16 protein-coding genes are annotated in these 20,995 nt (G+C 66.4%); 6 read left to right on the top strand and 10 right to left on the bottom strand.

Translation table 11 applies throughout. The annotated features are described in order from the left end of the window. Positions 1–24 precede the first annotated feature (24 nt). From QZV81_RS10480 to QZV81_RS10455, 6 genes are all read left to right on the top strand, one after another. Positions 25–2,640, top strand: a complete 2,616-nt coding sequence (locus tag QZV81_RS10480) for an ADP-ribosylglycohydrolase family protein (protein ID WP_292836836.1) — start codon at positions 25–27, stop codon at positions 2,638–2,640. 4 nt (positions 2,641–2,644) lie between these two features. After that, on the top strand, positions 2,645–2,842 hold the full coding sequence (locus QZV81_RS10475; protein ID WP_292836833.1) for a hypothetical protein: 198 nt from the start codon (positions 2,645–2,647) through the stop codon (positions 2,840–2,842). A 238-nt stretch (positions 2,843–3,080) separates the two neighbouring features. Next, on the top strand, positions 3,081–4,853 hold the full coding sequence (locus QZV81_RS10470; protein ID WP_292836830.1) for a hypothetical protein: 1,773 nt from the start codon (positions 3,081–3,083) through the stop codon (positions 4,851–4,853). A gap of 118 nt (positions 4,854–4,971) precedes the next feature. After that, positions 4,972–7,977, top strand: a complete 3,006-nt coding sequence (mobF, locus tag QZV81_RS10465) for a MobF family relaxase (RefSeq protein ID WP_292836827.1) — start codon at positions 4,972–4,974, stop codon at positions 7,975–7,977. 129 nt (positions 7,978–8,106) lie between these two features. Then, on the top strand, positions 8,107–8,937 hold the full coding sequence (locus QZV81_RS10460; RefSeq protein WP_292836824.1) for a hypothetical protein: 831 nt from the start codon (positions 8,107–8,109) through the stop codon (positions 8,935–8,937). 25 nt (positions 8,938–8,962) lie between these two features. Continuing rightward, on the top strand, positions 8,963–9,511 hold the full coding sequence (locus QZV81_RS10455; RefSeq protein ID WP_292836821.1) for a hypothetical protein: 549 nt from the start codon (positions 8,963–8,965) through the stop codon (positions 9,509–9,511). Between the two features lie 14 nt (positions 9,512–9,525). Here the strand turns inward: QZV81_RS10455 and QZV81_RS10450 are convergent, their stop codons facing one another. The 10 genes from QZV81_RS10450 to QZV81_RS10405 form a co-directional block, all read right to left on the bottom strand. Continuing rightward, on the bottom strand, positions 9,526–11,490 hold the full coding sequence (locus QZV81_RS10450) for a DUF262 domain-containing protein (protein ID WP_292836818.1): 1,965 nt from the start codon (positions 11,488–11,490) through the stop codon (positions 9,526–9,528). Positions 11,491–11,656: 166 nt separating this feature from the next. Then, entirely contained in the window at positions 11,657–12,103 is a 447-nt protein-coding gene (locus QZV81_RS10445) for a single-stranded DNA-binding protein (protein ID WP_292836815.1), read from the bottom strand. A gap of 36 nt (positions 12,104–12,139) precedes the next feature. Beyond that, positions 12,140–12,622, bottom strand: a complete 483-nt coding sequence (locus tag QZV81_RS10440) for a hypothetical protein (protein ID WP_292836812.1) — start codon at positions 12,620–12,622, stop codon at positions 12,140–12,142. Beyond that, positions 12,619–13,014, bottom strand: coding sequence for a hypothetical protein (locus tag QZV81_RS10435; protein WP_292836809.1), 396 nt, complete (start codon positions 13,012–13,014; stop codon positions 12,619–12,621). Before QZV81_RS10435 ends, QZV81_RS10440 begins: the two co-directional genes overlap by 4 nt. After that, positions 13,011–14,849, bottom strand: a complete 1,839-nt coding sequence (locus QZV81_RS10430; RefSeq protein WP_292836806.1) for a TraM recognition domain-containing protein — start codon at positions 14,847–14,849, stop codon at positions 13,011–13,013. Before QZV81_RS10430 ends, QZV81_RS10435 begins: the two co-directional genes overlap by 4 nt. Before the next feature lie 13 nt (positions 14,850–14,862). After that, positions 14,863–16,152 carry an AAA family ATPase gene (locus QZV81_RS10425; RefSeq protein ID WP_292836803.1) on the bottom strand — a complete coding sequence of 430 codons (1,290 nt, stop codon included), beginning with the start codon at positions 16,150–16,152 and terminating at the stop codon, positions 14,863–14,865. A gap of 2 nt (positions 16,153–16,154) precedes the next feature. Next, positions 16,155–17,765 carry a hypothetical protein gene (locus QZV81_RS10420; protein WP_292836800.1) on the bottom strand — a complete coding sequence of 537 codons (1,611 nt, stop codon included), beginning with the start codon at positions 17,763–17,765 and terminating at the stop codon, positions 16,155–16,157. Next, positions 17,765–19,258, bottom strand: coding sequence for an SCO6880 family protein (locus QZV81_RS10415; RefSeq protein ID WP_292836797.1), 1,494 nt, complete (start codon positions 19,256–19,258; stop codon positions 17,765–17,767). The genes QZV81_RS10420 and QZV81_RS10415 overlap by 1 nt, the downstream gene beginning before the upstream one ends. Further along, positions 19,255–20,694: a hypothetical protein gene (locus tag QZV81_RS10410; protein WP_292836794.1), complete on the bottom strand. Its 1,440-nt coding sequence runs from the start codon at positions 20,692–20,694 to the stop codon at positions 19,255–19,257. Before QZV81_RS10410 ends, QZV81_RS10415 begins: the two co-directional genes overlap by 4 nt. Further along, a complete protein-coding gene (locus QZV81_RS10405) occupies positions 20,694–20,990 on the bottom strand; it encodes a hypothetical protein (protein ID WP_292836790.1) in 297 nt (98 codons plus the stop codon). Before QZV81_RS10405 ends, QZV81_RS10410 begins: the two co-directional genes overlap by 1 nt. Positions 20,991–20,995 lie beyond the last annotated feature (5 nt).

The raw sequence follows: 20,995 nt of genomic DNA, 5'->3' as shown, positions 1-20,995 counted from the left end.
TCCGACTGGAGCAGCGCCCCTTCCATGGCAGATCTCCCTCGGGCCGCTCGTATCGACCAAGTGGCGCGTGCGCAGGCCATTGCGGTGATCGCGCACCGCGGGCAGGTTGACAAGCTCGGCGTGGACTACATTCATCATCCGGCCGCCGTCGCGTCCCGTTTCGATCCGTTGACCGAGTCCCTCGAGTGCTGTGCCGCATGGTTGCACGACGTCGTCGAAGACACAGGAGTCACAACCGAGGAACTCGCGCTCGCCGGTGTGCACCCCGAGGTGATCGAGGTCGTGGCCCTCTTGACGCGACGAGATGGTCAGGGCGACGAGTACTACGACGCGATCGCCCACAGCCCCGCTGCTCGGGCGGTGAAGCTCTCGGATCTCTTCCACAACACGAACCCGGAGCGGGTGGCGCAACTGCCTGCGGAGACTCGGGCGAAGCTCCGCGACAAGTACGAGCACGCTTTCGAGCTGCTCGGAGCGCGGTGGCCCGAGGCAGGGGAATACGCGAGCGGCCCTCACTTCGAGTACGGGAATCCGAATGTCTACAACGGCGTCGCGGACGTTGTCGATACGCGTGGTGAGGTGGCTGACAGCGAAACGTTTGCGCCTAGGAAAACGAGGAACACACTCATCGACGAACACGGCCGCCTCGTCAGCATCGACGGCATCAACGCCATAGACGCCGACGAGATCTTCGTGTTCGGTGCGAATGGCAGGGGGAAACACGGCAGTGGCTCTGCCCGGGCCGCCTTCGACAGCTTCGGAGCCGAGTGGGGCGTCGCGGACGGGCCCACCGGGCAAAGTTACGCGATCGACACGATGAGCGGCGAGGCGACGATGAAGGCCGCCATCGAGCGCTTCCTTGGCTACGCCGCAGTCAACCCCGGGTCCGTATTCCTGGTCACCGCGATCGGCACCGGCATCGCCGGGTACTCGCACGCCCAGGTCGCCCAGTACTTCGCCGGGGCGGAGGCGAACGTCGCATTGCCGCAGGAGTTCTGGGCGGCGCTGCCGGCGGTACCTGTGGCGGTGCCCGCAACTACGCCGACGCCCCGGGCTGGGCGGGAGCCCGTGGCTGCGCCCGCCCCGGCGCCCACGACTGGGCCGTCACCCGTGCCCCCAGCGACAGCCGTGCTGCGGTCGGCCCGCACCCTCGGTCCGGCGGTCGGGCGCAGGACCCACGGCAAGCAGTCGCCGGCGACGATCCCGGCTCAGTGGCTCGATCGAGCGGCCGGCGCAATGGTCGGCATGGCGATCGGCGATGCGCTCGGCTCGCAGTATGAGTTCGGGCCGTCCCACCCCGACGACTTCGCGCCCGAGTTCGGAATCGGGGCCTTCGGGCACGGCATCGGCGAGTGGACTGACGACACCTCGATGGCGCTGCCGATCCTCGAAGCGATCGCCCGCGGCGACTCCCTTCGCGACGAGGCCGTCCTCGGCTGGATCGTCGGCGAGTGGGATGCGTGGGCGAAGACCGCGAAGGATGTCGGGACGCAGACTCGACAGGTGCTCCAGCGTCTTGGGGGCGTCCACACCGAGGCGGCGGCTCGTGCTGCGGCGAAGGCGAACCATGACAGCACCGGTCGCAGCGCCGGAAACGGCTCGCTCATGCGCACCGCGCCCGTCGCTCTCGCCTACCTGGCAGACGGGCGGGAGAAGCGACTCGTCGAAGCTGCCGCGCGCGTCGCGCAGCTCACTCACTGGGAGCCGAGCAACATCGAAGCCTGCGCCCTTTGGTGCCTCTTCATTCGCCAAGCGATCCGCACCGGCGACTTCGACCCGTGGGAGCAGCGCGAATTCATCATCGATCCTGATCGCGGCCTCGATGGTGCGACCTTGGTCGACATGGGCCTCCACGGTCACCCGCGCGACTACCGCGCCGACAACGGCTGGGTGGTACGGGCGTTCCAGGCTGCCCACGTCGCGATCCGTGGGGCGTCCAACTTCCGTGAGGCTATCCACCGAGCGATCCAAGGCGGTGGCGACACCGATACGGTCGCGGCGATCGCCGGCGCCCTCGCCGGAGCGAAGTGGGGCGTCTCCGGCATCCCGCTGTCCTGGCAGCGCAAGGTGCATGGCTGGCCCGGCTACAACGCGAACGACCTCGCACGTCTGGCGATCCTCGCCGTTCGCCGCGGTGAGTCCGACGCCCAGGGCTGGCCCGCGGGCGACTCTGTGCTCAACCCGCACTTCCGCCACACGGCGCCCGTCCGCCACCCAGACGATGACGGCGTATGGCTCGGCTCGCAGAGTGCTCTCCCGATGCTGCCGAGCACCGTCAGTGCCGTCGTTTCACTCGGCCGGCTGGGAACGAACGAGGTCCCCGCAGGGATCGAGTCGATCCGTATCTGGCTCATCGACAAGCCTGACCAGAACCTCAGTCTCGACGTCACCCTGGCGGACGCTGCCGACGTGATAGCCGAGCTCCGCGCCGAGGGCAAGGAAGTCTTCGTCCACTGCGCCGAGGCCCGCTCTCGGACCTCCGCTGTCGCCGCGCTGTACGCAGTGCGGCACCTCGGAGTGCCGCTCGATAAGGCGTGGCGGGCGCTCGACGGCCGTCGCGGCGGCGTCCTCCCGTACTACGACCCGGCACATTTCCTCCAGGAAGCGGTCGCCCGGATCATCGCGCAAGGGAAAGAGTGAGGTCATGTCGCATGGGCTGACCGCGAAGCAGGAGATCGTGGAGGTGACGGTGCATTCGTTCATGCGCGACTCTCTGAAGGCGGCGCTCGAGGCGGAACTCATGACGCGACGCGAGCATCGGATTGTCGCCCTCACCACTGCCGCAGGCGGCGACGAGTTCAACGGCGTGCTCCGTGCGACCGCGGTGATCGAGTACTTGTAGGTCGTCGGTCAAACGCTTGGAGCTCGCTCGGAGGGACTCGAGAACATGAAGAACGATCGCGCGGAGAAGTACTTCGAGGACCGCCATATTGAGGCATGCGGGGCAGTGAAGATCAGGTGAGGGCTACCAACTCCGACCTTGTGCCGCTCGTCAGGATGGGTGCGGTGCCGTTCGACGCGTCCGAGCCCGCTAGCATCAACCAGCGGAGCCACCGCGTCGATCCCTACAAGGGGGCACGGTGAGTCTCGAAGATCCGACTGATTCGGCCTCTTGGGCACAACAACGGGAAGCCGACAAGCTCGCGCGGGCAAGAATCAGCGAGCACGCTGACGCAGCTTTACGTGCACGCTTGTCGAATCACCCTGAGGAAGCAGTCTCCTTCCTCAAGGCCGCACTGCGCGAGTTTGTCGAGCACACCACTGTGTGGCCACTATCGGTTCGCGGCTTGCTCGGTGGGGAGTACGGGCGGGTCGCCGCGGCGCTGAATGATCGTGAGGCGCTTGAGCTCATTGCGGCGGCTGCGGAGCGCGTCGGCGTCGCGCGCGCGGCCATGTCCAGCAAAGAGACGGACGCTCGCGCGCTCGCCGCTTCGTATTTCGACGACCTTCACGTCATGAATTCCATTCGGTCGATCCTCGAAGTCGTCGGTCCAGTATCAGTTGACGAGATGGAGCGAAGGGCGCGCGACAACGAGGTCGGTCCAGTGCGCCAGCGCGTGCATTGGATGTGCAAGGCAGGCGTCGCACATCTCATCGGCGACGAGGTGCACCTTGGGCCGCTGCCCCCCGAACTTCGGCCGGTGCGACCCAAACGTTCGGTTCCGTCCGCAGCAGTCTGGGCGACGCGTACGGATGAAGGACGTAAAGCTCAACTCGAGTTCTATGCGTCCTTCAAGGCGGGAGTGCTCAGGGGGTCGCCGCCGCCGATTGAAGGTCAGCTGGAGTATGTATCGCGGCTTGTCGAGGACCTCAGTAGTGGTCCGGTTGATGAGTTTCAACGGGCCCTGTTCCTACTTGAGGACGAGTATCCGGCTACGTACCTGCCCCGACTGCTCGCGCGCACCCATGCGGAGACGCACTTGCTAGGGGGGGATTATGAACTCGCATTCAGCATCCTGCAACACCGTGGCGTCCCGCTCGATTTGTATATCAACCTTTACCCTTTGGTTGAAGAGCGGGCCCTCACGATTCGCACGATCAACACCTGGGTGGGCCGGAAACAGCCTAGGCTGACCGCTTTTGGAGCCGAAAACCGTGAGGACGTCGAGCAGGCGCTACTCGGCATCCTTGACTCCTACCGTCAGGAACATGGCGTCAACGTCGCTTGGGACATCTGGCAAAGGTTTGTTCCGCACCGTTCGGGAGAGGGGATTGTCGGCCTACTGGCACGAGATGACGGGTTCATTGACGCCGTCACGCTGGAGCAGTTCGGGCGCGACAGCGAGGGTTCGCGCGAGTGTCGCTCTCGGGGAGATGCGTTCCAGAGTTTCAAGGCGATCCGCAAGCCCGTTCCGTGGCCGACACCCTTCCAATCGGTGGATGGGTTCCGAGAGCTCATGGAGCTGCGCCTGGGCCAGCTTTACCGTGACGCCGAGAACAGCGTGCGCATTGCGTCCGGACTGCCTCGCGTCAACGAGGGCAACCTCGCTGAATCGCTTCTGTTGCGTGAGCTGCGCGATGCGTTTCCAGGTTCTCGGATCCTGCACCAGGCGCGCCCCCAATGGCTTCGCCCGCAGTCGATCGACATCTTCTTCGCGGACGAGAACGTCGGGGTTGAGTACCAGGGCGCCCAGCACTCCACACCCATCGAGTACTTCGGCGGTCGAGCAGCGTTCCACAATCAGCGAGCGCGCGACGCGAAGAAGCGAGAGCGGTGCGAGGCCAACGCGTGTCGCCTCATCGAAGTGCATCCCGGATACCACCTGCCAACAGTGATCGCGGAGATCTCAGCCGCACTACGCGAGCCGGCTCGCGCGACAGAAGGCTCAGCACTGGATGGCCAACTCTTCTAGCAAGGCAGCAGGCAGTTCATCCGAGCCCACACGCTGAAACAAGAATGACGAACAATGCACGCAGGCACTTTCTGTGGAACTCATATCGACTTAGGCAAGAAGGGCGTACTCTGATGAGATGCGAGGCGGTCTCGAGCGTTGGAAGAGGGGTGTCGGATCCCAAGGGGTTCGACAGGCGCTCGCCTACGCGTTTCAGGGTTCGTGTGACTCGCACCTCCGCGCCGCAGGTGTCGACGCGCTTGCCGGCTACAGCGCGGCGGCGTCGGCCGGCGCCACCCGGTTCAGTGTCGGGGCCGGCGTCATCACCACCGACACCCTCGACGAGACGCAGCTGCGCCGCTGGGTCGACGGACGTGACCCCGAGACTGACGAGCGTCGCGGTCGGGATCTGAGTTCCCCGGACGCTGATCTGATCCTCGACGGCACGATCAACGCGCCGAAGTCGTACAGTATCGCCGCGCTGATCACCCCGGACCTGGCGCGGGAGTTCGAGGAGCTGCAGGACCGGCTGCGAGATCGGATTATCACGACGTGGCAGCGGGAGCTGAACGCCCGTCGTGGCGCGGGCGGCAGCATCCGCGAATCTCTCCATCGGGTAGAGGTCGTCGAGTTGCAGCACCGTCGTTCGCGGGCGCTGGATCCGCACATTCACCGGCACCTGTGGTTGAACGTGAAGGTGCAGGGCGAGGACGGGAAGTGGTCGAACGTCGATTCCCGGGTGGCGATGAAGATGCACACCGTCATCAACGCCGAAGGCGAGCTCGCCGCCCGCACCGACCCGCAATGGGTGGCTGCGCTCGCGAGGCACGGGTTCACGCTGAATGCGGATGGCGAGATCGCCGAGCTCGCGCACGCGGTGCGGCCCCTGTCGCGCCGGTCGACGCAGATCGAGTCGAACCGGGCGATGCTGCTCGCGGCGTGGCGGGCGGAGCATCCTGGGCAGGAGCCGAGCCCCGACCAGTTGCATCAGATCGACCGGCTGGCGTGGGCGAAGGCCCGCCCGAACAAGCCCGGCGAGGTCGACGAGACGGCGTGGGAGCAGCTCATCGCCGCCGAACTCGCCGCGATCGACCTGGCTCTTCTGCACCCGCGGGGCGCGGGGCCGGTCCGCTCGGTGCCGGTCGAGGATCTCGATCTCGGGCTGTTGGCGGCCCGCGCGATCGTGGAAGCGGATGCCCGCTCCGCAAGCTGCGGAGGACGGTTCAGTCTGTTCGATGTCCGGGCCGGGGCGATACGTGCCGTCGCGGCATCCGGAATCGTCACCGCACGCGCCGACGTGCAGGACGTGATCGACGAGGTCATCGACCAGGCGCTCCATCTGACGGTCGATCTGCTGGCAGAGGAGGCGGAGCGGCCCGCGCACGTGAAGGGGTTCATGGCGTCCACGACCGCCGCGTTGAAGGTCGAGCTTGCCGGACGGTTCGACACGCTGACCCGGGCGGGTGCGCCGGTCGCGACGTCCACGATCGTGACGGTCGCAGCGGAGGTGCTCCGCGACGACGTCGTGCTCGACGAACGCCAAGTGGCGGCCGCGGCGGCGATCGCGGGGACCGACCAGCTCGTGTCGGTGACCGGGCCCGCGGGCGCGGGGAAGACGACGATGTTGCGGGTCGCGAAGGCCGCGATCGCACGGCGAGGGCATCGGATGCTGGTGGTCGCGCCGACGAAGAAGGCCGCGTCGGTCGCGGGCCGCGAGATCGGCACGTCCGCGTCGAGCCTGCACGCGCTACTCGCCGACCACGGCTTCCGGTGGGGCCGCGACGAGGCCGGTGCCGAGATCTGGACGCGGTTGTCGGTCGGAGAAGTCGACCCGACGACGGGCTACGTGTTCGAAGGTCCGCGACGGTTCCCGCTCGCCGCCGGGGACCGGGTGGTGGTGGATGAGGCCGGCATGGTCGACCTGCACACCGCGAACGCGCTCGCCATGGTCGCGGCCGAGAGCGGGGCGGGGATCGCGATGGTCGGCGACCACCTCCAAGCCCGCCCGGTCGGACACTCCGGTGCGATGGCATCGATGACGCGGCGCGCGACCGCGGTCGTTGAGCTGACCGCGGTGCACCGCTTCCGCGACCCGGACTACGCCGCGCTGACGCTGCGCATGCGGGAACCGGCATCTAAGGACGCCGCCCTGACCGTCGCCGCGGAGCTCGACGAGCGCGGGCTGATCCACCGGGTGTCCGATCACGTCGGCGCGCGCGACGTGATGGTCGAGGCGTACTTCCGGTGGGCCACCGACCACCGCCGGGTCGCGCTGGTCACGAGCACCAACGAGGAAGCCGACGCGATCAACGAAGCCATCCAGCAGCGCCGCATCGACCACGGCCAACTCAACGAGACCCGCATAGCTGTCGGGCAAGGCGAACAGCGACTGCTCGAGGGCGACGTCGTCCAGACGCGGCGCAACGACCGGCAGGCGGACGTCGAGAACCGGGCGCTGTGGACCATCCACCAGATCACGCCCTCGGGGGTCGAGCTGGTCAGCCTCACAGACAGCGGCGATGCGCGGACTGTGACCCACGAGTACGCGGCGAACCACGTACACCTCGCCTACGCGTCGACCGTCCACGGCATCCAGGGAGAGACGACGGATGCCTCGATCGTGGGACCCGGCGTGGACGCCTCGGGGCTCTACGTCGGCATGACTCGGGGCCGAGCACACAACGAGGCGATCGCGGTCGCCCGCACCGACGCCGCAGCGCGCGACCAGGTCGCGGACAGCATGATGCGCGGCATCCCGGAAGTCAGCCTCGATGACTCGCTGCGGGCGGCGCGGAGCGAGCTTGGGCGGGCGGCGCGGCCAGCGCGAGACACCTTGGGTGCCGAGTTGGTGGAGCTGAATGGCTGGCTCCGCGATGCCAAGCTCGAGCTACTCGACCTTGATAGTCAGATCGCGGGGACCGAGGCGAATGGGCATGGCCGTGGAACCGATGAACCGGCAGCGGGCGAGCTTCGCGGGACGCGGGATGGCCTGGTTGCTCGATACGGACTCGAACGTTACCGATACGAAGAACTCGTGCAGCAGTGGCATGAGACGGTACCGGCGGCTGATCTCCGGACGGGCGCACACCAATCTGCAGCGCCCGACATCGCGCACGAACAGCACGGTGTCGGAATCGGACGATGAACGGCGCTGGTGTCCTTTCAACGGGTGCCGGATGCGCCAAGCTAAAGGCGTGCGGCGATCCTGCGCAACAACTGGCCGCGTCAGCCTCGGCGGTGCCACAACGAAGTCTGAAACGGGGGAAGTGCGTCTATGTATGAAGCAGACCTGGAGGCAGCAGATGACCCAAGTACTCCCCCGGACGTGCTCGCCCGGCTCGCGCGCAATTCAGACGACTATGTGCGCGAAGCTGTCGCATACAACCCCAGCACTCCAGGGTCGGTACTTGAGCATCTCGCCGCCTCAGAATCAGACGACCTGCGGGTAGCCGTCGCGGAAAACCCGAGCACCCCGGCCAGCACGCTCGGGCAACTCGCCAAGGACGACAGCTTCATGGTGAGGAGGCACGTCGCCGGTAATGAAAGCACTCCGGTCGACGTGCTGGAATGGCTCGCTGCCGATGGGGAGCCCTTGGTGCGAATCGGTGTTGCAGGCAACCCAAAAGTCCCGTCGCGAATCGCCGAGGGTCTCGTCGTCGACAGCGACTCGATGGTGCGCATTGCGTTGGCTGGAAACAACGAGATGTCGCTAGACGTGCTCGAACGCCTCGCGTCCGATGGGGTCGCAAAGGTCCGTGAGTGCGTTGCGCGAAACCCGGGGATCCCATCCAGAAGTCTTGAGCGGCTCTCCGGCGACAGCGACCGGGAAGTTCGCGCGACCGTCGCTTGGCATCCGAAGGCGCCCGAGACGCTCCTTGAACGACTTGCCGATGATGAATGGTGGGGCGTACGCATGTTTGTGGCCTTGAACCGGAATACCTCCGGTGAGGTGCTCAAGCAGCTTGCCACCGATGAACACTGGCAGGTGCGACTAAACGTCGCTCAGAACCCGACCTCAGGGAAGGCCGCACTCGCTCTGCTGCTCGCTGACTCACACACAGAGGTGGGCAGGGAAGCGCAGCGGCATCCAAACGCGCAAGTGTGACCGGCTCTACGCACGCAGATCGACCATGTTCACCGTCGATCTTGTCGACCACGAGGGCGACCTCGCAGCACAATCGGGCGAACAGGCGCGCTCGGCATCGGCACTTCTAGGGACGTCGACGATAAGGCAGTGGCCTGTCAAGTTCTCAACCATCCCTGAGGAGTCACTGGCGCGGATGAACGCGCTGCAACTCGATCGCGTGACGGGCGAACGCTTCAGCGATCTCCTGATCGGTGGCTTCCTCCCATGTCTCACCGAGCGGGATGTGATCGAAGTCGGGATACCGCCTGTTCTCACGCTTCTCGTAGGCCTTGATGCGCAGCCGGAAGCCAAAGTCGGGACTCCAGTCACTGATGAGCTCTATAGCGTTTCCCCCGCGGAGCCGGAACGCGATGCAGCTGACTGGGTCGATCCGGCGCCGCGCGGGCCAGATCCACCGCTCCTCGATCCCAACTACATCTTCGATGCGCTCGACAATCGTCCGCTGCAAAGCGACGCGTCGGGAGTAGATCTTGTCGCTGGCCCGCTTCCTAGCGAGAGCCATCGAATCGGCGTCGAGTCCGAACGCGTGTAGCAGCGCGTCTATTCCTAGTCGATCCGCAAGAGAGTCCGGTCGATCGGGGACATCGGCGACCACCACGTCGGCATCTGCGGCGAAGGCGGCCAATCCCGGGAACACGTCCAGCGCCTCATCGAGCAGCCATGCAGTTCGGTCGCGGACGAGTTCAGCCAGCGTGTTTCCGACCTCTTGAATGCGCGCGTGTGTGACCTCGGGGCGTCGGCCACGTTGGTCAGACTGGCCAGCTCTGTGCCGAGGGCCTCGAACGCTTTGAGATGCGCGCCGGAAATGCCCGCATTCAAGTCCGGCCCGATGCGCCCTTTTCCTCGCGGGTCGCTGAGTGCCCATTCTCGAAGGCGAACGAACTTCTCACGCGGGGGCATCTCCTGCACTGACCTGTTGGCGCTCGAGTCGAGGAACCAGAAGTTGCCCGGCCAGTTGAGGTATGTGTGCGTTGGTGCGTATCGACGGCCAAAGCCAGGTGGCAATCGGAATCGGGATTGGTTCTCCGCTGCCACCACGTGGTCCCAATCGACCGAACCGACGCCGAGGGGGAGCTGCTGCGAAAACGCGACGAGCAGATGCGGTGCGCTACGGGCGACTTCCAGCCGTTCGTCGGCATTGAGTAGACCACGAACCTGCTGACGCCCGCGCTTGAGCTTCGGGTACCTCCCATGAGCCACCCCGATGATCTCTCGTGTCGGAAACTCGCGACCTGCTGACCCGGCATTGAGCGCCACCGCAAACGCATCTCGCCGGAAGGCATCGCCGAGGACCTGCTGGTAGCCGAAGAGAGTTGCGCCAAGGACATACTCCTCGACCTGCGAAATGTCACCCTCTGTCCATTCGCGCTCAGCGTCGCTCGCGACCACCCAGCCGAAGACGTCCTCCCATAACTGGGTTCGAGTCATCTTGAGCGCGTACCCCATTCGGGTGTGTTCGTGCAGAACTGCGGTGAAGCGTTGCACGGCCTTCGCCACCAGCGGGGCCGTCGACTTCATCGATCGGAGTATGGGGCGCTTGTTCGCCTTGCTGAGTCGGTCGACGTTCACGGGAACCATGTCCGAGAGTCCGATACCCGCCAGCGCGAGCCGGGACAGCAGACTGAGGGCGCCGTAGACGTCGAGCAACCCCCCAGTCGCATCAGCAATGCCCTTGAGTGCGGCGTGAGCGGACGTCTCCCCTGGCGCGGACAGCTCAGGGTCGTGCCAGAAGGTCTTGACCGCGGCGAAATAGAGATCGTTGCCTGAAACCGGTGCGCCGCCCCGATTCACGCGGCTGAATACCTCGAGCACATCTTCCGGGTCTCGCACCGAGGCCGAGATCATCGGAATGCTCTTCCGAAGCCATGCCGCGCGCACAGACTCCAGGCGGGCCGCGATCGCCGTTCGAGCAGTCGCGTCGTCGGGGAGGCGGAATTGGTAATCGAGTATGGATACCACGGCGGCGACGCGCGAGTTGTCGATCTCGGCTTCGATGAGCTCTCCGAGCGACAGCCAGTTCGAGAGGTCGACGTAACGGTCACGGTCAGCGATCGGTTCGGCTTCGCGCTCGTTGAATCCGTCGACTTCCGTATCGAGCACGGGGTCAAATCGGCGCCACAGGATGTATCCCGCATCTCGCGAAGGATCACGGAATGCGTTCAAGTAGAACCGGCCGTACCCGCGGCCGGTGAAGATCGAATAGATCGCGAAGACACGCTGCTGGCCGTCGACCAGTTGCGGGTTGGACGTCTCCGCTTGTCGCACGGCCGCTTGGCCCCCACCCAGCGGGATCGATGCCATGCCAGGTCGATCGATCTGGCAGAAGAGCAAAGATCCAACTGGGTACCCCATGATGAGTGAGTCAAGGAGGAGGCGAATACGGTCCTCCTTCCACACTTCGTCCCGTTGAACGAGGGCCAAATCCCACGCGTTCTCTATTCGTCGTCGGACGATGTCACGAGGCGCGAGACGACCTCCCTCGATGGGTTGCTCGAGGTTCGGGTTCGACATGCTCACAACTTAGCTGCCAGCCTGAGGCAACTTGCCCGAGTGTTCGAGGGCGGTGAGGTGTTGAGGCGCAGCATCCCGACACCGAGAACTGGCCATCGTCGCGCCAGCACACGCGGAGCGGCGTGGGAGTACCATGACTCCCACGCCGCTCTCCTGTTGCGATGGGTCAGCGGACAACCCCGGTGCCGGCGTACGAGGCCGGTACTGCTGTCGGGCCCGTAGCGTCTGCTGCGGGCCTCTCAGCTTTTGGGGCGCGATCGACCTCGACGCCCGCGAACTTCAGCGACGCCCCGACGTTGTCCGCGACGACGTCGCGGGTCTCGTGGTTCTGCCCCGTCTCCTTGTCGGTGTACGTGCCGAAGCGGAGGTCGCCGGCGACGATCACGCTGTCGCCCTTGCGGAGCGAGTCGGCGACGTGCCGGGACTGCTGGTTGAACACGACGACGCGGTGGAACACCGTGCCCGCGTCTTCCCAGCGGTTGGTGGTCTCGTTGAGGCGTCGGTCATTGACGGCGACGGTGAAGCGGGCGTACTCGTTGCCCGACTCTCCCGCGCCATGTTCGGGGTCACCGGTGAGGTTGCCCTCGATGGTGACCGGGATCCTGGTGGTCATTGTTCTTCCTTCCTGTCGTGAGGCACCCAAGGCGTCTCAGTGTGCGTGGGCCTGGCTGGTCCACGCGTCCCATTCCTGCTCGTCGACGACGCCCGTCCACGAGCGAGGTCTTACGGGGTCGTGTCCGCGCGAGCATCCGCCGGCGTATGCGCGGGCGAGGCGGGGAATTGTGAGGCTGAGGCGTTCGTGCCATCCGATCGGCCCGAACCCGGCGTCGGATGTGTGGAACGCCACGGTGTGCGCGATGTGCAACGCGGAGAGTTCTTCGACGAGCTGTCCATGCTTGAACCAGCAGACCGGGACGACGGACTCGGAGACCCGGTAACGGACGGTGAACCACTCGACCCATACCCGCAGTTCGCCCCAAGCGGCGCGCGCCTCCTGCGGTGTGAGAGACCGCCAGTCGATGACGCGCGCTCCGATCGGTGCGGAGGTGCCGTAGCGGATGTCGGGTTCGAAGTCGCTCATCTCCTCGGCGATGAGGTCGTCGACGTCGGGCGGGTCTTCGTAGTCGGTCACGACGCTGTCCCTTCTTTGGGCTGCAGGCTGCGGCGGAGCCGTTCCAGGGCATGGGCGGATGCCGCACGGCGGGTGCGGTTTCGAGCGAGCACCGCGTCACGGTCGATGAGGCGGTGCAACAGGTCGTGGCAGTACGGGTGCATCGGCACGAGGTCGTCGTGTGCTTCGAGCGCCTTCCAGCGCCCTTGTTCGAGGACGACGCCGGCGTAGTCGAGGTGGTGCAACTCGAGCTGCTTCTTCCCGGCGGGTCGCCCACATCCTGCGCAGATGAGTGGGATGCCGCGGGCGGCCTGTTGGGTGAACCAGCGGTCGCGGCGCGCGAACCAGGTGCGGGAGCGGAGGAACTCGGTCCGGTAAAGGTTCATCAGTGCGGGCCGGCGACGGTTGGTCATTCTTCGCTCACCGCCTGCGCAGAATCCGCCTCTTGTGGGGACGATGCCAGAGCCGCTGTCGGTGACGCTGCGCGGGCGGCGGTGTCGAAAACGCCGCGTTGCTCCTGCTCGGTCTGTCGCTTGCCGGACTGGATCGACGACGCGTCGCGGCGTTCGTCCCAACCGGCGAGGTCGAGGAGCACGCTGCGCCTGTTGCGATACGCGAGGAGCCCGACGGTCGGCGGCAGCCGCCGGATCTCATCGACCGACATCAAGGGTCGGCGTTCATGATGCTCGCTGGTGGAGTGCCCGGCATCCCGGGTCGACCATGACCGCTGTGTGCGCTGCGTCTCACGGGTACCGAGCAAGGACTCGATGTCGCGCAGGTGGTTCACGTGGCTGGCGCCACCCAGCAGCACTTTCGCGGTCGCCGCGGCCCAGATGGTGTCGGCCTCGGCGCGCGACCACGAGGTTTCAGCTTGGGACAGGGCTTGCAAGACGATGAACGTGCAGATGCCGCGGCCGCCACCGTCGGCCATGATGCGAGGCAGGTTTCCCCAGCGGAACATGTTCGCGATCTCGTCCAAGATCAACCCCAGCGGGTGGGCGAGTCGGGAGCCAGGGGAGGCGAGCGCGGTGGTGCGGGCGACTTCGACGATGTCGTCGAGCAGCGCGCTGAGCCACCCGCCCATCGCGGATGCCCCGGAGGAGGACCCGAGCAGGTACAGGGTGTTGGCACTGTCGAGGAACTCGCGCGGGTCAAACACCGGGTCACCCGGCTGGGGCAAGAGGGCGTCGCGGATCTGCGGGACGGCGAGGGGTGCGACGGCACCCTGTACGCCGAACCAGATTGATGACACGAGCTTCTCGTCACCGCTAATTGTCGCGTCCAGGCTGTCGCCCCACCCGGGTGTCCCGTCGGCTTTGAGAATGTCGACCGCGTCACGGGTCTGCGCCGGGCTCGTGCCCCAGTCGTACAGTTCGGCAATCGACTTGCCGCCGACGGCGGCGGCGTGCAGCAGCCTGCCGAGGACGACCCCGGATGCCTGTGCCCATTCCCCGTTCGTGGCTGAAGCGCCCAGTGCCGTGCCGGTGATGATCGCAGTCCCGCGTTGCATTGCCACGAGCGGATCCTCACAGCCGGCGATCGGCGAGACCCGCAGCGGATGCCGGATGCCGGAGAGCCCTTGCGGGTCGAACACGTGCACGTCGCCGCGGGTCTGCCGGATCCGCATCGTCGCGGTCAGGTTGTCGTTGGTCGTCGACGTCGTGATCAGCGGCCCGGACCAGTCCACGATCGCGGAGATCAGCACCCGGTACCCCTTGCCGGAGCGGGGCGGTCCCTCGAGGGCAACGGAGTCTTCGATCGAGACGTACACGTCCTGACCGCGGGAGCGGCCGACCCGCCACCCGACGTCGGTCGCGGTCGGCTTCTTGAGGTCGGGCCGGAGTTGCCCCGCGCGGCGCAGCACCGCCTTCGCAGAGAGGTGGTCGCGGATCTCCGAGCTGGTCGCGAACCCGGGGCGCATCCGGAGGTCGGTGATGAACGCCCGATCGGACTCGCGGTATCGGCGCACCGCGACCAGAATCCAGATCGCCAGCGCCGCTATGAGCAGCACGGCGGCGATGTCGGCGACCCGGATCCAGGCCAACGGCAATTCGCACCCATCGAGTGCGGCGTATGCGGTCGGGTCGCCGGTGACGGCGAGCCAGAGCCCGGCGAAGAGGCTGTCAGGCGTCGGGCGAGAGCCGCAGGCGAGTTGGGTGACGGTCTCGGCGATGAACCCGAACGCGAGCGCCAGGATGACGGCGGCGGCGATGAGTACCGCGATGCCCTTCCCTAGCAGTCCGTTCATGGCGTTCGCCTCCTCAGAGGCCCTCCGCCGCGGATGCGGCGGCGGCGAACCAGGCGTCGCGCGTGCGGCGTCGGAGTGCGTCGAATCGAAGCTGACCGGTCTTGAGTGCCGGGTCGAACGGGATGATCTGCACTGCGCGGACGTGGTCGCGGAAGCCGTCGGCGATGCGGCGTGATGCGACGGGTGCTGCCTCGGATTGGGTGACGATGACGACTGCGCGGTCTGCGAGGAGGGCGGACCGTTCGTCGCGGCCCCGGAGCGCATCAAGGAGCAGCGCCGCAGACTCGGCGGATTCGGGCGTGGCGAGGGTGGGGATGACGAGCTGGTACGAGTTGTCGACCATCCGCAGCCAGCGTTCGGCGGACTCGTCGTTGCCTGAGTCGAAGAGAACGAGGCGGTAGAACCGTGCGGCGACCTGCATCAGCAGATCGAACTCGGTCGCGGCGATGCGCTGGTCGGTGGCGAGCAGTTCCGGGTTGGAACGCAGCACGTCGTACCGGTCTGTGGCCTGGTGATGCACGAAGCGGGTGATGTCCGACACTCCTGCGCCGTGGGCGAGGAGCGTGGATGCTTCGGGGAGCAGGTCGCGGAGGGTGGTGTCGTACATGCCCTGTTCGGTGCGCCATCCGAGGGTTCCTCGGGTGTCGTTGTTGTCCCAGGCGAGGACGTTGCCGCCGCCTTCGCGGGCATAGACGGAGGCGAGCATTGCGGTGGTCATCGTCTTGCCGACGCCCCCTTTGCCGTTCGCGACCGCGATGGTGCGGCATCCGGCCCACTGCCTGGACACGGTCGCCGTCCACTCCGTTCGCTGCCGTTCTGCCGTCGACGGGCGCACCGTGATCCCGAGGCGGGCGAGTACTCCTCGCCACCCGGGGGTCAGTGCTGCGGCGTCGCTGCTCGATGTGAGGAAGGTGGGGCGGGTGGGGGGCTCCGCAGCTGGCGCATCACCGATGTTGGTGGCGCTCGACTGCGGAGCCCGTTCACTCACCTCCTGTCCGGACTTTTCGTCTCGTGAGCTGCGACGGCTCGAAGGCTCGGACGCCGCGTCGGCGGTGTCTATCGGGGCGAGCTCTCCCTCCGTGCCGATGAGCAAGTGGTGCTCGCCGCGATCGCCGGATGTGACGAGCTCGACTGGGGCGCCCGTGCGGCGCGCTTCGTCGGTCGCTCGCCGGACGATCGCGTGCCGGATGTCTTCATCGGCGTCGGCGAGGACGGGTTCGGAGTGGCCGTCGATGGTGACGAATGTCGCGTGCGGGCCGGTGACGGTCGCGTAGGCGCGGGGGTGACTGATCATCATGCTCATGGTCATTGCTCCTCGGTGAGGTCGCGGGGCTCGGCGATGAGCCAGCCCTCTAATCCGGTGTCGATGTCTTTGGTGGCGTCCGGCCAGTAGGCCTCGAGCGCGTCCGCGTCGACGAGCCGGAGTGCGGCGTCTTCGTGATCGGCCGGGGAGACGGCGTCGTCGGTGGCGAACAGCTCGTACTCCCACGGGGTCGAGGTGGCGAAGCAGTCGACCAGGTAGGAGTACTGGCCGACGTACGCGAGAAACTCTCCCTTGCGTAAGTGCCGCGCCATTTCTACGTGCGGGGCAGGGAGGTTGAGGCGGGTGCGCAGCGCGGCCTGCTCCTGGTGGTTGACGCGGAAGATGAACTTGTTCTCGATGTCGCCGACGATTGAGTAGGCGAGGGAGCGTTCCATGGAGTCGGCGTCACCCACGGCGTCGAGGTCGCCCATCTTGTGCAGGATGACGATGTTGCTGATCCCGTAGTGCCGGGAGAGTTTCAGCCATTGCTGGAACATCTGCAGCGACGCAAGCGAGGTCATGTCGCGCCATCCCTCCTCCCGCACCACGTACCGGGTGCGGCGCGCGGCACGGTCGGAAATGACGGCTTGGATCCACGCGGTCGAGCACACCTGGGTGAGCTGCGCGGCGAGGTCCCCACGCGCGAAAAGCTCGCTCGTGTCGGTGACCACGATCGGCGCATCTTGATCGAACTCGACTGTGGACTCGTCTTCGAAGAGCCCGGATAGGTCGCCTTCCACGAATCGGCGCAGTACGAAGCGGGGCTGGATCGCGCCGTCGGCAGCGTGGAATGCGGCATCCGTCTCTCCTGCGAGCTGCTCGAGCTCCTCATACACGCCCCGCAAAGTCGGCCGATCGCCCGTGCGTTCGATGCAACGGTCGAGGGCGTCGAGGATCGCGGCGTGCTCGACGGCCGACATCCGCCCGCCGAGCGTCATCTCGATGAGAGCGATCAGCGTGCCGATGCGGCGCTGCTTCACCATTTGCTCGTGCTGCTCGTCGGTCGTCCCCGTGCGGCGCGGACCGCGATCGAGAGGGTTCAGGCGTGCTCCCGTGCCGCCACCGAGGTGTATCACCCGCCCGCCGGGTATCGCCTCGGCGACTGCCACCCATTCGCCCTTCGGGTCGGAGGGGACCACGACTTGGTGGCCGAACGCGATCGATCGCGTGACGAGGGTTTTCACGGTGGCAGACTTCCCGCCGCGGTAGGCGCCGAGAACGAGGATGTTCGTGGAGAACGTGCCGCGCTCTGACGAGTCCACGTAGGCCTCCCAGGGGGAGAAGTGCCACAGCGCGTCGGCGTTCAAGTCGACGCCGAGGATCGGTCCGCGGTGGCCGAGCCCCGAGTCGGCGACGAACGGGTAGATCCCCGCGATGTGCTGCGAGGTGGCCTGGTGAGCTGGGATCCACGCCTTCGCGAGGTTCCAGTACCCGCCGAGGATCAGACCGGGGCCGAATGGGCCTGCGACGGCCGGCTCTGGGAGGCCGCGCTCTTGACGAGATGAGCGCGCTGGCTTCTCTTCGTCGCGGGTCCTTGTGATCTCGCGTTGCAGGTCGCGCTTTTGGCGGCGGGTGAGTTCTGCCGGGGTGAAGGTGGCGGCGTGCCGAGTCATCACTTCATCCCCAGACCGATCGGGAGCGCGTTGACCATGAGCGCCTCAGCTTGTTGGCAGTACAGGATCTGTGCCTCCATGCCCGCGCGGGACAGTGCGTTGCGCATGCCGGCGATCGCTTGATCGAGCCGTTCCTCGTTGGGCGCCGTGATCGTGAGGTACGCCCCGTATTGGAATTCGCCGTGGCCGTGTGCGATCTCTTGCTCGCGTTGCTCGAGCGCGCGCCAGTCCGCGGCGTCGGCTGCCGAACCATCCGCCCCCCGCTTCGCGCGGAGCGACTCGTTGCCCCGCCACACCTTCTTGTCGTCACGGATGCGCTTGAGCGCCTTCGAGACCGGCACGGGGGTGAGCACGATGGAGAGGATGTGCGTGATCGCTTCACCGGTGTTCGGGTGCCGGGCAAACACCACCGGAGATAAGAACCCGACGGGGGAGTCGGACCGCGGCCACTCGTGCACCCACATTGTGGTGTGCACGCCTGAGTCGGTCAGGACGATGCCGTTTCGGCCCTTTGGCTCCTCGAGGTACATCGGTCCGATCGCCACCGGATCGACTCCAGCGAGTTCGTCGGGGCGATTCTGGACGATCGGCGCGAACTCCGGGTCGAACGCAAGCCGCCCCAGCGCCGCGACGTCGCGCGGGGAGAGCCAGCGCCGCACGGTGATCTTCGCGGAGGTGAGTGCATCGGCAAGATTGCCTGCTTCGATCTGCGCGAGGGTGAGGATCGCTTCCTTGCCTCCGCCGAGGGCCTTCAGCTGCGAGCCGAGTGCGACGAGGTCAAGCGTGAGCACGATGTAGTTGCGGTGCGCCACCTCGAAGCGCTCCGAGCCATCCATCACGTCCTGATAGTTGTGCGCAACAGGGGAGTCCGGGTTCAGATCCTGCAGCCGGCGCACCGTGTCGTAGTGCTCGCGGGCCGCGCGGATAGTTGTCGGTAGAGTGCGTTCCTGCAGCGTGACCCGCTTGACGCCGGGGCGCTGCGTGAACGGGCCGAGGACGCGGTCGAACTGCTCCGCGAGGTCGAAACGCTCAGGGAGGTCGTGCATCAGGAACCCCTGCACCTCGAGCTCGGCGATCACCGACACGGATCGGTCGTGCGGGTTGTAGGTGGCCGCGATGTGGTTCACATCCCAGAGTTCGATCGACGCGCGCGTGCCGGGCAGGTTCAGGGTCCCGGTTAGCCGCGACTGCTCGGGGCGGAAGGCCTGGGTGGTCGCGCCGGTGGCACCGCGCACCTGCTTCATCAGCCACAGACCGGCCATCCTCGGCGCGGACACCCCATGGATGCTGGTCAGCGCCGTCACGCCGAAGCCGAGGTACAGCGGAGCGCCGTACAGCAGCCCGAGCGGGCCGAAGCGATTCACGAAGACGAGGAGGATCAGCGCCGACGTAGTCAGGAACGCCAGCTGCCAAGGGTCCATGCCCATCACCACGCCCTGTCGTGACCGGCGCGTCAATCGGACCGGACGCGCGTACTCGGGGGTAGCAGTCATGACGGACTCCGATCGGTCTTGGGCGGCTGAGGCGATGAGGGCGGAGGTGCGGTGAAGGAGCGGCCAGCGGTCGACGCTCGAGGAGCGCTCCCGGCCGTAGTGCCGGTCTGCGCGGGCGCTGACGCGCCCCTTGCCCCGCCCGCAGTCGACCTCGTTGTTGCAGGCTTCGGAGACGAGCTCGATGAAGTGGCGGCGCCGCCCGGTCGAACCCCGGAGGGGAGAGCGCCCATCCGCGTCGGGATGCGGGCGGCGGACCGTGCCGCGCCGGAGGCCATGCGTCCACCGTGTGAACCGAGACGTGAGCCGACCCCGTCAGCGGCGACCGCTCCGGCGAAGCTGAACAGTCCGAAGATCGCGAACGGAGCGAATGCGACGAGAACGAGACCGACGATGAGCGGCCAGGATTGCGGGTTCCAGATCGTCTTCACTGACGCGAGCCCGTTGATGATGAGGGTGATGAATCCGATCGTGAGCGGTCCGGTGAGCAAGAGCACGACCACGGCAGAGACGTAGCGCACGACCCATTGGGGTCCGATTCCTCGGACGGGAAACAGCATCCATGCCACAGGCCCGACCATGATGAGCGCAGCGAGCACGATGTTGCGGAACGCGAATACCAGCATGAGCAGCAGCATCCCGAGCATGAGGAGACCGTGGATGAGGAACGCGAAGAAGTAGTTCGCCTGCCCGCCAGCCCACATGACCGACTGCATCGTGGAGAAGAGGCCGAATGGGCCATCGCGGTTCATGAGGTACCAGGTCATGTCGTCGACCGCGTTCAGCAGGTGCCCGGTGAGCCACAGTGTGATCGGCACCGCAGGGATCGCGATGAAGGAGCGGACTAGCGCGCCGACGAGCTCCTCGCGGTCGCCGGAGATGACAGCGGCGGCGATCGCCCACACCATCGCGCCAAAGGTGATGATGAGTATCGCCCATTGCCAGAACGACCACTCATTGACCGCCGCCGTCCACAGCAGGGTGGAGGAGTCGAAGCGCATGTTGTCCGCGACGATGAACATCATCCCGGTCGTTGCCAGAGCCATACCGCGGCCGGCGTTCTCGAAGGTGAGGCAGACGGCGTCGCCGAGGCTGCAGCCGTACTTGACCAGAAGCGCGCGGCCACCGTCGGACTGGATCGCCTCCACGTGGCCCTCGTAGGTGGTGCAGACCGTCGCGTTCTTACCGGCCAAGGACACTCCCATGAAGCACTGCTGGGCAGTGACGGCACTCGGATCGGTCGGAGTGCACGTGACCTGTCCGCTCGCGGTCTGACAGTCGACGGGATACGCCGGGGCTGACCACGGCTCGCCGCTCACCGACGCCATCGATACAGGCTTTGCGGCGCTGGTCGTCGTTGCCTGCGCCGAAACGCTCGAACCGAGCGCCAGCGCGATGCCGACTACGATGCCGACACGAAGCGCGCGCAGGGCGTTCATCAGAACCCGAAGTCGAAGTTGATGAACCAGGCGAACACGCCCGACGCCGCGCCGAGGACGGCGGCGGCGATGAAGATCCAGAGGATGTTCTCACCTGCCCAGGTGCGCACTCGATCGGAGGCGAGACCGCGGAAGGCGAGTGAGGCGCCGGCAAGGATCAGCATGATCAAGACGACCAGCATCGCTCCGGCAAGGATGTACGACGCGATGACCTGAAAGCCTTGGAAGAACGGGGCGGAGAAGTCTGGTTGGATGTCGGGGACGTCGACATCGGTCGGGACGATACGCGTGATCATGGTCA

The sequence above is a fragment of the Microbacterium sp. genome, from assembly GCF_011620665.1.
In the GTDB taxonomy this organism is placed as follows: Bacteria; Actinomycetota; Actinomycetes; order Actinomycetales; family Microbacteriaceae; genus Microbacterium.
This window is presented reverse-complemented; position numbering and strand designations above follow the sequence as displayed.

Excerpts from the sequence above, each read along its gene's own strand:
- QZV81_RS10480 (WP_292836836.1), top strand. The coding sequence starts at position 25 with ATGGCAGATCTCCCTCGGGCCGCTCGTATCGACCAAGTGGCGCGTGCG.
- QZV81_RS10475 (WP_292836833.1), top strand. The coding sequence starts at position 2,645 with ATGTCGCATGGGCTGACCGCGAAGCAGGAGATCGTGGAGGTGACGGTG.
- mobF (WP_292836827.1), top strand. The coding sequence starts at position 4,972 with ATGCGAGGCGGTCTCGAGCGTTGGAAGAGGGGTGTCGGATCCCAAGGG.
- QZV81_RS10460 (WP_292836824.1), top strand. The coding sequence starts at position 8,107 with ATGTATGAAGCAGACCTGGAGGCAGCAGATGACCCAAGTACTCCCCCG.
- QZV81_RS10455 (WP_292836821.1), top strand. The coding sequence starts at position 8,963 with ATGTTCACCGTCGATCTTGTCGACCACGAGGGCGACCTCGCAGCACAA.
- QZV81_RS10450 (WP_292836818.1), bottom strand. The coding sequence starts at position 11,490 with ATGTCGAACCCGAACCTCGAGCAACCCATCGAGGGAGGTCGTCTCGCG.
- QZV81_RS10445 (WP_292836815.1), bottom strand. The coding sequence starts at position 12,103 with ATGACCACCAGGATCCCGGTCACCATCGAGGGCAACCTCACCGGTGAC.
- QZV81_RS10435 (WP_292836809.1), bottom strand. The coding sequence starts at position 13,014 with ATGACCAACCGTCGCCGGCCCGCACTGATGAACCTTTACCGGACCGAG.
- QZV81_RS10430 (WP_292836806.1), bottom strand. The coding sequence starts at position 14,849 with ATGAACGGACTGCTAGGGAAGGGCATCGCGGTACTCATCGCCGCCGCC.
- QZV81_RS10425 (WP_292836803.1), bottom strand. The coding sequence starts at position 16,152 with ATGAGCATGATGATCAGTCACCCCCGCGCCTACGCGACCGTCACCGGC.
- QZV81_RS10420 (WP_292836800.1), bottom strand. The coding sequence starts at position 17,765 with ATGACTCGGCACGCCGCCACCTTCACCCCGGCAGAACTCACCCGCCGC.
- QZV81_RS10415 (WP_292836797.1), bottom strand. The coding sequence starts at position 19,258 with ATGACTGCTACCCCCGAGTACGCGCGTCCGGTCCGATTGACGCGCCGG.
- QZV81_RS10410 (WP_292836794.1), bottom strand. The coding sequence starts at position 20,694 with ATGAACGCCCTGCGCGCGCTTCGTGTCGGCATCGTAGTCGGCATCGCG.
- QZV81_RS10405 (WP_292836790.1), bottom strand. The coding sequence starts at position 20,990 with ATGATCACGCGTATCGTCCCGACCGATGTCGACGTCCCCGACATCCAA.